Source organism: Pseudomonas sp. PsB, assembly GCF_043658375.1.
In the GTDB taxonomy this organism is placed as follows: domain Bacteria; phylum Pseudomonadota; class Gammaproteobacteria; order Pseudomonadales; family Pseudomonadaceae; genus Aquipseudomonas; species Aquipseudomonas putida_Z.
Genome location: NZ_JBIGLU010000035.1, coordinates 12,991 through 26,645, shown reverse-complemented (window position 1 = coordinate 26,645; position 13,655 = coordinate 12,991). Strand labels below are relative to the sequence as shown.

Genomic DNA, 13,655 nt, shown 5'->3' with positions numbered 1-13,655 from the left:
AGGCCGTCTTATCCGTTCGCCGGTTCCATGGGAGCCGGGCGCATACTGCAAAAAGCCTGGGACATGCTCACCCAGGCTCGGTCATATGATTCAACTATGGAGGCACTGTGAAGGCATTGCAAGGCGTTGACGGACATGTGGCTTGGGTCGAGGCGCAGCGCCCGACCTGTGACGCTGGCCAGGTGCGTATTCGCGTGGCCGCAGCGGGGCTGAACCGCGCCGATCTGCTGCAGATGAAAGGTTTGTATCCACCACCGCCAGGCGCCAGCCCTTACATGGGCCTGGAGTGCGCCGGGGTGATCGAGGAAGTGGGTGCCGGTGCCGACTGGCGGGTGGGTGACCGGGTGTGCGCGCTGCTGGCCAGCGGCGCCATGGCCGAGGAAGTGGTGGTGGATGCCCGCCACGTGCTGCCTGTGCCCGAAGGCCTGAGCCTGCACGAGGCGGCGGCGTTGCCGGAGGTGTATGCCACTGCCTGGCTGAACATCTTCCAGCTGGGTGGCGTTAAAGCTGGCGAGAAAGTGCTGGTGCACGCTGGCGCCAGCGGCGTTGGCTCGGCCGCCATCCAGCTGTGCAAGGCATTCGGCAGCCCGGTGTGGGTCAGCGTCGGTTCGCAGGACCGCCTGGCCTACTGCGAGGCGCTGGGCGCCGCCGGCGGTGTGGTACGCAACGAGAACCTGGAGGCGCTGGAAGGTTTCGGCCCGTTCGATGTGATTCTCGACCCGGTGGGCGCCAGCTACGGCGAGCTCAACCTCAAGCTGCTGGCGCGTGACGGGCGCTGGGTGATCATCGGCCTGATGGGCGGGCGCAAGTTCGAGCTGGACCTGGCACAGGTACTGGGCAAGCGCCTGGAGATTACCGGCTCCACGCTGCGCAACCGCGATGACGGCTTCAAGGCCGAGTTGCTGCGCGATTTGCAGCAGCAGGTTTGGCCGCTGTTTGCCGAAGGGCGCCTGTCGCCGCAGCTGGTGGATACCTACCCGGTGGAGTTTGCCCAGGCGGCGTATGCCGAGCTTGAGACCAATCAGGTGTCGGGCAAGCTGGTGATGGTGATCGACCCAGGCCTGGCTTGAGATTGCCGGGGCTGCTTTGCAGCCCATCGCGACACAAGGCCGCTCCTACAAGGGAATGCAATCTCCTGTAGGAGCGGCCTTGTGTCGCGAAAGGGGCGCAAAGCGCCCCCATGGCCCTCAAGTCCAGCTTAGAACCGGCCAGCCATTGATCTCGGCATGCTCCCGCAACACCGCATCCGGGTTCACCACATGCGGATGATCTACCCTCAGCAACAACGGCAAATCGTTCCGCGAGTCGGAATAGAAACTCGCCCCCTCCAGGTTCTCCTGCTCCTGGTCCAGCCACTCCAGCAACCGCGTGATCTTCCCTTCGCGATAGGTCAGCACCCCATGGGTCTTGCCGGTATAAACCCCGTTCACCGCCTCCAGTTCGATCGCCAGGTATTCGTCCACCCCAAGCCGCGCCGCAATCGGCCCGACCAGGTGCGTACCCGACGCCGAAATGATCAGGATGCGATCCCCACGCTTGCGGTGCTCGGCAATGCAGCGGCAGGCGTCGCCGTAGATGATCGGCTCGATCACCTCTTCGACCCACGGCGCCACCAGGTGCTCGACCTCTTCCAGGGTGCGCCCGGCAATCGGCTCCAGGCTGAAGGCCATGTACTCCTCCATCCGCAGGTGGCCCCTGCCGTAGGCTTCCATCAACTCATGGTCGCGGCGCAGGAAGTCCTTGCCGTCGACCCAGCCCAGCCGGGCCATCTGCTCGCTCCACAGCGACGCGCAGTCGCCGTGGATCAGGGTTTCGTCCAGATCGAAAATTGCCAGTGCCATGGTGTTGATTCTCCTTAGGCCACTTCTCGTAGCGCCGTGGGGTCGATCGACAAGCTTACCCGTTGCCCGTCCGCGTGCAGGTCGGACGGTGAGCGGTTGAGCACGTCGACCACCAGTTCCACCTCGCGTACCCGCACCCGGTAGCGGATCACGTTGCCCAGCAGGCTGTGGCTGCGCACTTCGGCGTCCAGTTCGCCGTTGATGCCCAGGGTGATCGACTCGGGGCGGATCGCCAGGCGGCTGGCCACCGGGCGCTGCAGCAGGCGGCTGGCGCTGTCGGCGTCGAGCAGGTTGTAGTTGCCGATGAAGCCGGCGGCAAACAGGTCCACCGGCGCGGTGTAGAGGGTTTCGGCATCGCCGCTCTGGACGATGCGCCCCTGGTTCATCAGGAAGATGCGGTCGGACATGGTCAGCGCCTCTTCCTGGTCGTGGGTGACGAAAATGGTGGTCAGCCCCAGCTCGCGCTGGATGGCGCGGATCTGCTCGCGCAGGTGCTTGCGGATGCGCGCATCCAGCGCCGACAGCGGCTCGTCGAGCAGCAGCAGGCGCGGGCGGGTGACCAGCGAACGGGCCAGGGCCACGCGCTGGCACTGGCCGCCGGACAACTGGTGCGGGTAGCGCCCGGCGAAGTTGCCCAGCTCCACCAGCTCCAGCGCCTCGCGTACCCGGGCCTGGCTTTCTTCGGCCTTGACCTTCTGCATGCGCAGGCCGAAGGCGACGTTCTGCTCCACGGTCATGTTGGGGAACAGCGCATAGCTCTGGAACACCATGCCGATACCGCGCTTTTGCGGGCTCAGCGGCACGATGTCATGGCCGTCGAGCAGGATCTGCCCGCTGTCCACCGGGGTGAGCCCGGCGATGCAGCGCAGCAGCGTGGACTTGCCGCAACCGGACGGGCCAAGCAGGGTAACGAACTCGCCGCGTTCGATACGGCAGTCGATGTTCTCGAACACCGGGCTGCCGGCGTAGCTTTTTTGCAGTTTCTGTACGCTGACGAAGCTCATGTCAGGTCTTGTCCTTGTTCAGGCGGTTGGCGACCCAGGTCAGTACCAGCACGAAGGCGAAGTACGAGATCACCAGCGCGCTGTTGAAGTGGCCGCTGCTGTTGCGCATGTTGTTCAGGTACACCTGCAGGGTCTCGTAGCGGGTGCCGACCAGCAGGTTGGCGAACACGAACTCACCGAACAGGAACGAGAACGACAGCAGCAGTGCCACCATCAGGCCCTTGCGCAGGTTCGGCAGCACCACCAGCAGCGCCGCCTGCCAGGTGCTGGCGCCCAGCAGCTGGGCGGCATCCATCAGGTCGCGCAGGTTGATCGCCTGCAGGTTGTTGGTAATGGCGCGGTACATGAACGGCAGGGCAATGGTGAAGTAGCAGCCGATCAGGATCCACGGCGTGCCGACCATGGCCATGGGCCCGCTGCCATACAGCTGCAGCAGCCCCACCGACGACACCACCGGCGGCACCGCGAACGGCAGCAGGATGAGGATGTTCATCAGTGCGTCGAGCCTGGGGAAGTGGTAGTGCACCACGAACAGCAGCGGCAGGATCAGCACCACCGACAGCAGCAGCGCGCCCACGCACACCAGCAGCGACTGGCCGAAGGCAGCCAGGAAGCGCGGCTCGCTCCACAGCGCGATGTACCACTTGAAGGTCAGGCCGCTGGGCAGCAGGCTGGCCGACCAGCTGGTGGCCAGCGAGTAGAGCAGGGTGCCGGCCAGCGGCAGCAGCAGGATGAGGAACAGCAGGTAGACCACGGCGCGGTGGTACCAGCCGCCGGAACGGGCGTCAGCGCGCATGGTAGCTCCTTTTCAGCAGCCATTGATGCACCACCGTGACCAGCGTCATCAGCCCCACCAGGACCATCGCCAGGGCGCTGGCCAGGTTGGGATCGAGGCTGATGTCACCGGCCACCAGGCCGGCGATGCGGATCGGCAGTACGTTGAAGTTGCCGGTGGTCAGCGCGTACACGGTGGCATAGGCACCGAGCGCGTTGGCCAACAGGATGACGAAGGTGCCCAGCAGTGCCGGGGTCAGCACCGGCAGGCCGATGTGCCGCCAGAATTGCCAGTGGTTGGCGCCCAGCAGCGCGGCCGACTCGCGCCAGTCTTCACGCAGGGCGTCGAACGCGGGGTACAGCAGCAACACGCCAAGCGGGATCTGGAAGTAGGTGTACACCAGGATCAGCCCGCTCTTGGAATAGATGCTGAAGTCCTCCAGCAGGCCGACCTGCTTCAGCAGCAGGGTCAGCGCGCCGTTGAAACCGAGCAGGATGATGAAGGCGAAGGCCAGCGGCACCCCGGCGAAGTTGCTGGTCATGTTGGCGAAGGCGCTGACGAAGTCGCGCAGCTTCGAGTCCACCTGGCGCAGCGAATAGGCGCCGAGGGTGGCGATGACGATGCCGAAAAGGCTTGACCAGAAGCTGATCTCCAGGCTGCGTTGCAGGGCCTGCAGGTAGAACTTCGAGGCGAATACCTTGCTGAAGTTGTCCACGCCCCAACCTGCTTCCGATTGCAGGCTGTTGATCGCCACCCAGGCCAGCGGGGCGATCTGGAAGATGACGAAGAACACGGCGAACGGTAGCAGGCAGAGCAGGGCCAGGTAGCGGCCACGGGCGCTGCTGCTCTTGGGTGTGGTCACTTCAGCAGCTCCCGGCAGACGCTCTTATCATGCGGTGCGCCGAGCAGCTCGCAGATGGTCCCGCACAGCTCGGTCTGCAGCGGTTTGGCCGCTGGGTCGAGGCTGAAGGCATCGCCGAATACGAACAGTGGCACTTCGCGCTCCTCGGTCAGCAGGCCATTGTGCGAGCGGTCGTTGTTCATGCCGTGGTCGGCGGTGACCAGTACCTGGTAGCCCTCTTCGAGCCAGCCTGGCAGGTAGTCGGCCAGCAGGATGTCGGCGCTGCGCGCGGCGTTGCGGTACTGGCTGCTGTCCAGGCCGTGGTGGTGGCCGACATCGTCGATGCTCATCGGGTGCACCAGCAGGAAGTTGGGGGCGTGGCGGCGGCGCAGGTATTCGCCATCGGCCAGCAGGTGCGAATCGGGGTAACGGTCGTCCCAGTAGAACAGCCCGTGCTGGATCGGCAGTTTCGGTGCGTGGGTATGGCGGTCGCGCTGCGGGTCGAAGGGCGAGCGGTTGTACAGCTCGCTCATCCAGTGATAGGCCGCCGCCGCAGTGCCCAGGTTGGCCTCGCGGGCGTAGTGGAACACGCTGCGCTGGTTGGACAGGCGGTTGACGTTGTTGTGCACGATGCCGCTGTCGATCGGCGGCACACCGGTGAGGATGCACTCGTACAGCGGCCGCGACAGCGACGGCAGTTCGCATTCCACGCGGTACAGCGCGGCACGGTCGGCCTCGACGTAGGCGTGCAGGTGGCCCATGGCGTGATGGGCGACCTGGTAGTTGAGGCCGTCGAGCAGGACCAGGATGACGTTGTGGCTCATTCAATACTCCGCAAAGGAACCGGGGAGGGCTTCGCCCTCCTTTCGCGACACAAGGCCGCTCCCACAGGGACAGCGAAAACCTCTGGGGCGACGCAGGCCCTGTGGGAGCGGCCTTGCGTCGCGATGGGCTGCGCAGCAGCCCCAGGATGGTCCTGCCTTACTCCATCTCGATGATCACTTGCTCCTGCCACATCTGCGGCAGTTTCTTCGAGCTCGCTTCCCAGGCCTCGGCATTCTTGATCGGCTGCGCGGCCTTGTACTGTTCGTTGGGCAGCAGCTTGGCCTGTACATCGTCCGGCAGCTTCAGGTGCTCGGCACGGATCGGCCGCGCATGTCCCTTGGCCAGGTTGATCTGCCCGGCGTCGCTGAAGATGTATTCACGCGTCAGTTTGGCCGCGTTCGGGTGCTTGGCGTACTTGTTGATGACGGTGGTATAGCCGGAGATCACCGAGCCATCCGACGGGATCAGCACTTCGAAACGCTTGGGGTCGATCTGTTCACGGTAGCTTAGGCCGTTGAAGTCCCACACCACGCCCACTTCCACCTCGCCCTTCTCCAGGGTCTGGATGGTCGGGTTGGCCAGCGACAGGCGCTTCTGCTGGGCCAGCTTGGTGAACAGCTGCAGCCCCGGTGCCAGGTTGGTCTCGTCACCCTTGTAGGCGATCGCCGCAGCCAGCACGCCGTTGGCGGCCTGGGCAGCGGTGCCGACGTCACCGATGGCGACCTTGTACTTGCCTTTTTCCAGGTCGTGCCAGGAGGTTGGCCGCTCGCCTTCCTTGACCAGGTCCTTGTTGATGATGAAGGCGATGGTGCCGGTATAGGCCAGCGCCCAGTGGCCGTCCTTGTCCTTGGCCCAGGTCGGCACCTGGTCCCAGGTGCTCGGCTTGTACGCCTGGCTCACGCCCTTGCTCACGGCGATCGGGCCGAAGGCGGCACCCACGTCGCCGATGTCGGCGCTGGCGTTGTCCTTCTCGGCTTCGAACTTGGCGATTTCCTGGGCCGAGCTCATGTCGGTGTCGCTGTGCTTGAGGCCGTACTTGCTGGCCAGGTCTTCCCAGGTGCCTTTCCAGTTGGCCCAGGCATCGGGCATGCCCACGCTGTTGACGTTGCCTTCCTTGCGGGCGGCGTCTTCCAGGGCCTTGAGGTCGGTATCGGCGGCCATGGCCGTGGTACACAGGGCGATGGCCGAACCGAGCAGTGACGCCATGAACAACTTTTTCATCCGAAGCTCCTTGGGTGGGTGCCTTTAGCGATGGTTGTTATGAGTGAAGCCGTTGTCTGGTGACCGTTGGTCTAGGTCAGCAAACCTTGAGCCAAGGTAGGCTGCTTGCGTGACAGTTTGATGTAGGGAAGGGCCGGTGAAGGCCCTGAAGCTACAGCGTAGACCACGGAACCGCCCCGGTTCTGCTGGGTTGGCGCGTTTCTGGCAGTGCCTGGCCAAAGCCTTGTCACAGGATGTTCATCAGCCCTGCCTAGGCTTGCACTATTCTCCAAGTGCCCTGTTCTGGGGCTGGACTAGTCCAGATAGGTAACCTTTGATGCAGTCGATGCCACCGCGTGCGGTAACAGCCATCTGTCACGCCCTGCAGGAGCAGATCGAGCACGGCCTGCTGGCGCCGGGCGGCAAGCTGCCGGCCGAGCGCAAGCTCAGCGAGGTGTTCGATACCACGCGCATTACCCTGCGTGAGGCGCTGGTGCAGCTGGAAGCCCAGGGGCTGATCTACCGCGAAGAGCGCCGCGGCTGGTTCGTCGCGCCCGAGCGGCTGACCTACGACCTGATCGAGCGCAGCCACTTCCATGCCATGGTCCGCGACCAGGGGCGGGTGCCCAGTACCGAACTCTTGTCGGCGCGGCTGCAGCCGGCCTCGGCGGCCATCTGTGCGCGCTTGCAGCTGCCGGCGTTGTCCAGCGTGGTACGTATCTGCCGGTTACGGCGGATCGATGGGCGGGCGGTGCTGTATGCCGAGCACTACCTCAACCCCCGGTACTTCCCGGAGATTCTCGAACAGGACCTGGCCCAGTCGCTGACCGAGATTTATGGGCGGGTGTATGGCATCCAGTATGGGCAGGTGTGCTTCGAGATCTTGCCGACGGCGTTACCGGTGGAGGCGGCCAGTGCCTTGAAGGTGTCGGCGGGAAGCCCTGGGCTGCATATCACCCGGGTCAACAGTGACCAGCATGGGCACCTGATCGACTGTGACCTGGAGTATTGGCGGCATGATGCCATCCGCATCCGCGCCCAGGCGGGTTGACCATGGTTTTTGGGGCTGCTTTGCAGCCCATCGCGACACAAGGCCGCTCCTACAGGGGAGCGCGTACTCCTGTAGGAGCGGCCTTGTGTCGCGATGGGGCGCGAAGCGGCCCTAGTTCGATACGGCGTTGCCATCTGCCATCGTGCCACCAGCCGCCGTCACCACCTGCACCGACAACCGCGGCGTAGCCAAATCCAGCCCGGCCTCATCCAGCTGCCGCTTCAACGCCAGGTTGAACGCCCGCGACACTTCCCACTGCTTGATAGGCGCAGTCTTGAACCGCGCCCGCAAGATCGCCGACCCTGACTCGAAGCTCTCCACCCCCTGCAACTCCAGCGGCGACCAGATGTTGCGGCGCATCAGCGGGTCGTTGCGCAGCTTCTGCCCCACTTCGCGAATCAGCGTGATCGCCTGGTCGATGTTCATGCTGTGCGGGATCGCCACGCGGAAGATCGCGTAACCGAACTCGCGGGAGTAGTTCTTGATGCTCTTGATCTCGCTGAACGGGATGGTATGCACGATGCCGTCGATGTCACGCAGGCGCACGGTACGGATGGTCAGCCCCTCCACCGTGCCCAGGTGCCCACCCACATCGACGTAGTCGTCGATGGCCAGCGAGTCCTCGATGATGATGAACAGCCCGGTGATCAGGTCGGCCACCAGTGACTGCGCACCAAAGCCGATGGCCAGGCCGATCACACCGGCACCGGCCAGCAGCGGGGTGACGTTCATGCCCATGTTGGCCAGGGCGACGATCACCGCGATGATGAAGATGACCACGAACATCACGTTGCGGATCAACGGCATCATGGTTTGCGCGCGGGCGTTGGCCAGGCCTCGGCGCGAACGCACCAGGGCGTGGTGCACGGCGGTGTCGGCAAGGATCCACACCAGCCAGGCGACGATCAGCGTGCCGGCCAGGCCCAGCAGGCGCACGCTTATGTCGTGGCCCTCGCCCTCGGCGAAGCTGATCATCGACAGGCCCCACACGCGCAGCCCCAGCTCGATGAACACCAGCCAGATGAACAGGTGCACCAGCAGGTAACCGAAGTTGCGCAGGCGCTCGGCATACACCGCCTGGCGTTTGTTGGCGCGCTTGGGGTTGGCGGCGTGGCGGCGCACCAGGCCGTTGAGCACCATGCACACCACCACCAGCACCGTGCACATCAGCGATTGGCGCAGGGCGGTGCTGGTGTCGCCGGCCGAGATGAAGGTAGCGAACAGCGAAATCGCCACCAGGATCAGTGCCGGCACGAACCAGAAGCTGCCGAGGATCTCGATGGTGTCGCTGAGGGTGCGCCGGGTCAGGCGCCGTGACAGTGGCTGGTTGCGGATCAGGTGGGCGATCGGGCGGCGGAAGCGCAGGATGAACAGCCCGGTGCACAGCGCCGCAATCACGTTGGCCAGGGTGGCCAGGGCGTGGGCCAGGTGGGTACCGAGGGCGACCATCAGGCGCGGGTCGCTCATCGCTTCGCCAAACGCGGCGAAGCTGCCGATCAGCCACAGCGGGCGGAACGCCTGGTGGCGCAGGATGTGCAGGGCGCGGTGGCGGTGGGGGCCGTCGAGCAGCGAGAAGGCGATCACGCAGATGGCCGAGAAGCAGGTGCCGACCACCAGTGCGTATGCCAGCACCATGGCCAGCGACTTGCCCAGCGACGGCGGCAGCACGAAGCTCAGGTACACGGTGAACAATAGCGCAACCAGCCACGGGCCCAGCTTGCGCAGGGCGAAGCGCACCAGGTCCCAGGTGCGCGGGTGCTGTGGCAGTTCCTCGCTCAGGCCAAAACGCAGGCGTACCCGATGCCCGACCCAGTTGAAGGCGTAGGCCAGCACGCTCCAGACGGCAATGACGGCGGCAAAGCCGAACAGGATGGCCGGCCACTGGTGCACCGGCACCATCAACTCGGTCAGTTCGGCCTGGGCCTGTTCGATTTCCGCGGCCCAGCGATGGAATGGGCTGGCATCGCCGCTGAACTGCTTTTCGAAGTCATGCAGGGCGCCGCCGATCAGGCCGAGCACGCCCTGTTCGACGGTGGGTTGCGATTGCCTGGTTGCGTCGCGCAGCTTTTTCAGGTCGGCCAGCAACTTGGCCCGCTGCTGGTCGTTTTCCAGGTTCTTGATCACCTCGTCCAGCGACTTGCCCAGCGGTTCGCTGGCCTCTGGCTGTGCGGGCGCGCTGCCACCCAGCAGGCCTGGCAGGCCCGCAGCCTGTAGCGGGGTGACAAACAGGAACAGCAGCAGGAACAGGCAACGCAGGAGGGCAGGCACTGGCAAAACTACCTCAGGTCAAACGATTGGCCGAGTGTAGAGGTTTATGACGGCAGTTTCTCGAGGATCTTCCAGCAGGTGAGGCCGAAGATGCCCAAGGTACCGATCCACATCATCAGTACGCCGATGTTGCGCTCGCGCAGACTGAAACCGATGGTCAGCAACATCAGGAACAGAAACACCGGCACGAACAGGGACAGAAACGGGGACATGGACAGCAATCCTTTTGCAGTGGGGCCATGTAACAAGCATAGCGGGTGGCAGACGAAGCGGGATTGACCTTGAGCACTGAACCAGGCAACGACGCTCTCTGTAGGAGCAGCCTTGCGCTGCGAAGAGGCCAGTACACCCCAAGCATCTCTGCTGGTTGTACCGGCCTCTTCGCAGCGCAAGGCTGCTCCTACAAAGGGCGGGGTGGTCTTCAGGATCTCAAGGCAACTCGCGGCAACGGTAGAAGGCGCTCAGCACCTTCACCAGGTGCGCCAGGTCATGGCTGCCGCACAGCTCGCGAATCGAATGCATGGCAAAGGTCGGCAAGCCGATATCCACCGTACGCACGCCCAGGTGGCTGGCTGCAATCGGCCCGATGGTCGAGCCACAGCCCATGTCGCTGCGTACCACGAAGCTCTGCACCGGCACTTCCTCGGCCATGCACAGGTGGCGGAAGAACCCGGCGGTCTCGCTGTTGGTTGCGTAGCGCTGGTTGTTGTTCACCTTGATTACCGGCCCGGCGTTGAGCTTGGGCCCGTGGTTGCCGTCGTGCTTGTCGGCGTAGTTGGGGTGCACGCCGTGGGCGTTGTCGGCCGACACCATCAGCGAGCGCTGGATGGTGCGCACGTAGGCGTCGCCATCCGGCAGCAGGCGTTGCAGGGTCTGCTCCAGCATCGGCCCGTCGGCGCCACAGGCCGAGCAGCTGCCGACTTCTTCGTGGTCGTTGCACACCAGTACGCAGGTTTCGTCGCTGTCGGCGGCCAGCAGGGCCTGCAGGCCGGCGTAGCACGACAACAGGTTGTCCAGGCGCGCACCGGCGATGAAGTCGCCGTTCAGGCCGACCAGCGCGGCGTCCTGGGTGTCGTAGAAGCTCAGCTCGTAATCCAGCACCACATCGGCGATCAGTTCGTGCTCGCGGGCCAGTTGCTCGGTGAGCAGGGCGCGGAAGTCGATGCGTTCGTCACCCGCTACCTGGGCCAGGATCGGCGGCAGCTCGTTCTGCGGGTTGATCGTCCAGCCTTCGTTGGCGGTGCGGTTGAGATGGATCGCCAGGTTGGGGATGACCGCGATTGGCAGCTTGAAGTCGATCAACTGGCTTTCGACCTTGCCGTCACGGCGGTAGGTGACCCGGCCGGCCAGCGACAGGTCGCGGTCGAACCATGGCGCCAGCAGGGCGCCGCCATACACTTCGACGCCCAGTTGCAGGAAGCCCTGGCGCTGCAGCTCGGGCTGCGGCTTGACCCGCAGGCACGGGCTGTCGGTGTGGGCGCCGACCATGCGGATACCGTTCAGCAACGGTGCCTGCTTGCCCAGCTTGATGGCGATGATCGACGAGTCGTTGCGGGTGACGTAGTAGCGGCCGCCAGGCACTGTGGCCCAGCTGTCGCGCTCGTCCAGGCGCTGGTAGCCGGCAGCTTCCAGGCGCTGGGCCAGGCTGGCGGTGGCGTGGAAGGGCGTGGGGGAGGCCTTGAGGAAGTCGATAAGGCCAGAATTCAGTACGTCGCGCATAGCTCACTCCAGACAGCAGTGGCGCGAGTTTAGCGTATTAGGTCGACAAATTGTGTCTGCCTCTTCGCGGCTGAAGCCGCTCCCACAGGTACTGCACAACCGTCGAAAGCGGTGCGATCCCTGTGGGAGCGGCTTTAGCCGCGAAGAGGCCAGTACAGGCTGTACACAATCAGAAGGGCGCAGGGCACTCGAACTTCAACCGCACCCCGGACACCGGGTGGGTAAAGCTCAGCATCGAGGCATGCAGGCACAGCCGTTCATGGGCAGCCAGTGCCTCGGGGTTGGCATACAGCCGGTCGCCCAGCAACGGGTGCCCGATCGACAGCATGTGCACGCGCAACTGGTGCGAACGCCCGGTAATCGGTGTCAGCTCTACCCGGCAGTAATCACCGCAGCGTTCGACGATGCGCCAGAAGGTCAGCGCATGCTTGCCCTGTTCGTGGTCCACCACATGCCGTGGCTTGGTCGGCGGGTCGTAGCGCAGCGGCAGGTCGATGCTGCCGCTGTCCAGCGCCGGCTGGCCCCAGCACAGCGCGGTGTAGGCCTTTTCGGTTTCGCGGTCGTGGAACTGGCGCGACAGCTCACGGTGGCTGTCGGCATCCCGGGCCAGCAGGATGATGCCGGAAGTTTCCCAGTCCAGGCGGTGCACGATCAGCGCGTCGGGGTAGCCGTTTTCCTGCAGGCGAGTGATCAGGCAGTCCTTGTTGTCCTCGGCGCGGCCGGGTACCGACAGCAGCAGGGTCGGTTTGTTGATCACCAGGATGGCGGCGTCTTCGTGCAGGATCTGGATGTTGGACAGCGGCATTGCAGTATCTCTGTGATATCGGGGAAACCATCGGGGCCGCCTTGCGGCCCATTCGCGGCACAAGGCCGCTCCTACAAGGAAATGCGTATCCCTGTAGGAGCGGCCTTGTGCCGCGAATGGGCTGCAAGGCAGCCCCGATGGCCAATTGCGCGGATCAGCGATCCGGCAATGTGATGTTCAGTTCCAGAATCGAGCAGCTACCCTGGTTTTCCAGCTCGATATGCACATCATCGTTGCCGATGTTCACATATTTGCGGATCACTTCCAGCAGTTCTTTCTGCAGCGCTGGCAGGTAGTCCGGTTCGCTGCGTTGGCCGCGCTCGTGCGCCACGATGATCTGTAGACGCTCTTTCGCTACCGACGCGCTGGTAGTTTTCTGTCTGCCACGAAAGAAGTCAAAAAGGTTCATGGTTTACTTGCCTCCAAACAGGCGCGCGAAGAATCCTTGCTTCGGCACTTCGATGAACCGCAGGGGCTTTTCTTTGCCCAGCAGACGGTCGACGGTATCGCTATAGGCCTGGCCGGCATCGCTCTGGTCGTCGAGGATGACCGGGATACCCTGGTTGGAAGCCTTGAGCACTGCCTGGCTCTCGGGGATCACACCCTTGAGCTTGATCGCCAGGATCTCTTCGACGTCGGCGATGCTCAGCATTTCGCCCTTTTCCACGCGCTCCGGGTGGTAGCGGGTGATCAGCAGGTGTTCCTTGATCGGCTCTTCGCCGTTCTCGGAGCGGCGCGACTTGCTCGACAGGATGCCCAGCATGCGGTCGGAGTCACGTACCGAGGACACCTCGGGGTTGGTGACCACGACGGCTTCGTCGGCAAAGTACATGGCCAGGTGTGCGCCTTTCTCGATACCGGCCGGCGAGTCGCAGATGACGAAGTCGAAGTCTTTCTTCAGCTCCATCAGGACCTTTTCCACGCCTTCCTGGGTCAGCGCGTCCTTGTCACGGGTCTGGCTGGCGGCCAGCACGTACAGGTTCTCGAGGCGCTTGTCCTTGATCAGGGCCTGTTGCAGGTTGGCTTCGCCGTTGACCACGTTGACGAAGTCGTACACCACGCGGCGTTCGCAGCCCATGATCAGGTCGAGGTTACGCAGGCCCACGTCGAAGTCGACGATGACGGTCTTGTGGCCACGCAGTGCGAGGCCGGTACCAATGGCGGCGCTGGTGGTGGTCTTGCCCACACCCCCCTTGCCGGAAGTAACCACGATAATCTTGGCCAAGGTGTTTCACCCCTAAAATAATCGGGACACAAGTCCCTGCAAAAATACAAATAAACGGCAACGGTAAGAAAAGTTGCACTAAAAATGCTGGCAAGTATCCG

14 protein-coding genes are annotated in these 13,655 nt (G+C 64.0%); 2 read left to right on the top strand and 12 right to left on the bottom strand.

All coding sequences use genetic code 11. From position 1 onward, the window contains the following. The first annotated feature begins 107 nt into the window (after positions 1-107). On the top strand, positions 108-1,070 hold the full coding sequence (locus ACGLHT_RS25755; protein WP_274120161.1) for an NAD(P)H-quinone oxidoreductase: 963 nt from the start codon (positions 108-110) through the stop codon (positions 1,068-1,070). Between the two features lie 117 nt (positions 1,071-1,187). Here the strand turns inward: ACGLHT_RS25755 and ACGLHT_RS25750 are convergent, their stop codons facing one another. From ACGLHT_RS25750 to ACGLHT_RS25725, 6 genes are all read right to left on the bottom strand, one after another. Further along, a complete protein-coding gene (locus ACGLHT_RS25750; protein ID WP_274120162.1) occupies positions 1,188-1,841 on the bottom strand; it encodes an HAD family phosphatase in 654 nt (217 codons plus the stop codon). 14 nt (positions 1,842-1,855) lie between these two features. Then, on the bottom strand, positions 1,856-2,845 hold the full coding sequence (locus ACGLHT_RS25745; protein WP_025338060.1) for an ABC transporter ATP-binding protein: 990 nt from the start codon (positions 2,843-2,845) through the stop codon (positions 1,856-1,858). Position 2,846: 1 nt separating this feature from the next. Next, positions 2,847-3,641, bottom strand: a complete 795-nt coding sequence (locus tag ACGLHT_RS25740; RefSeq protein ID WP_013971414.1) for an ABC transporter permease — start codon at positions 3,639-3,641, stop codon at positions 2,847-2,849. Further along, positions 3,631-4,482 (bottom strand): ABC transporter permease subunit, encoded by an 852-nt coding sequence (locus tag ACGLHT_RS25735; protein ID WP_046616725.1) that lies wholly within the window; start codon positions 4,480-4,482, stop codon positions 3,631-3,633. Before ACGLHT_RS25735 ends, ACGLHT_RS25740 begins: the two co-directional genes overlap by 11 nt. After that, positions 4,479-5,285 (bottom strand): alkaline phosphatase family protein, encoded by an 807-nt coding sequence (locus ACGLHT_RS25730; RefSeq protein ID WP_075044040.1) that lies wholly within the window; start codon positions 5,283-5,285, stop codon positions 4,479-4,481. Before ACGLHT_RS25730 ends, ACGLHT_RS25735 begins: the two co-directional genes overlap by 4 nt. Before the next feature lie 157 nt (positions 5,286-5,442). Next, positions 5,443-6,507 (bottom strand): ABC transporter substrate-binding protein, encoded by a 1,065-nt coding sequence (locus ACGLHT_RS25725; protein WP_085617658.1) that lies wholly within the window; start codon positions 6,505-6,507, stop codon positions 5,443-5,445. 316 nt (positions 6,508-6,823) lie between these two features. Between ACGLHT_RS25725 and phnR the strand changes: the two genes are divergently transcribed. Further along, positions 6,824-7,537 (top strand): phosphonate utilization transcriptional regulator PhnR, encoded by a 714-nt coding sequence (gene phnR, locus ACGLHT_RS25720; RefSeq protein ID WP_025338064.1) that lies wholly within the window; start codon positions 6,824-6,826, stop codon positions 7,535-7,537. Positions 7,538-7,648: 111 nt separating this feature from the next. On the opposite strand, the gene ACGLHT_RS25715 is transcribed toward phnR, so the two are convergent. The 6 genes from ACGLHT_RS25715 to minD all read right to left on the bottom strand — a co-directional run bounded on the left by ACGLHT_RS25715 (position 7,649) and on the right by minD (position 13,554). Then, a complete protein-coding gene (locus ACGLHT_RS25715; RefSeq protein WP_274120163.1) occupies positions 7,649-9,805 on the bottom strand; it encodes a mechanosensitive ion channel family protein in 2,157 nt (718 codons plus the stop codon). 44 nt (positions 9,806-9,849) lie between these two features. Continuing rightward, positions 9,850-10,017 carry a hypothetical protein gene (locus ACGLHT_RS25710; protein ID WP_170929313.1) on the bottom strand — a complete coding sequence of 56 codons (168 nt, stop codon included), beginning with the start codon at positions 10,015-10,017 and terminating at the stop codon, positions 9,850-9,852. Positions 10,018-10,234: 217 nt separating this feature from the next. Further along, complete coding sequence (locus ACGLHT_RS25705; RefSeq protein WP_137163210.1) at positions 10,235-11,524, bottom strand: M18 family aminopeptidase; 1,290 nt, start codon at positions 11,522-11,524, stop codon at positions 10,235-10,237. 169 nt (positions 11,525-11,693) lie between these two features. Continuing rightward, positions 11,694-12,329 (bottom strand): RluA family pseudouridine synthase, encoded by a 636-nt coding sequence (locus ACGLHT_RS25700; protein ID WP_025338067.1) that lies wholly within the window; start codon positions 12,327-12,329, stop codon positions 11,694-11,696. A gap of 154 nt (positions 12,330-12,483) precedes the next feature. Continuing rightward, the gene (gene minE, locus ACGLHT_RS25695) at positions 12,484-12,738 is read right to left on the bottom strand and encodes a cell division topological specificity factor MinE (protein ID WP_025338068.1); all 255 of its coding nucleotides are present in this window, start codon (positions 12,736-12,738) and stop codon (positions 12,484-12,486) included. A gap of 3 nt (positions 12,739-12,741) precedes the next feature. Beyond that, positions 12,742-13,554: a septum site-determining protein MinD gene (minD, locus tag ACGLHT_RS25690; RefSeq protein ID WP_013971423.1), complete on the bottom strand. Its 813-nt coding sequence runs from the start codon at positions 13,552-13,554 to the stop codon at positions 12,742-12,744. Between the last annotated feature and the right edge of the window lie 101 nt (positions 13,555-13,655).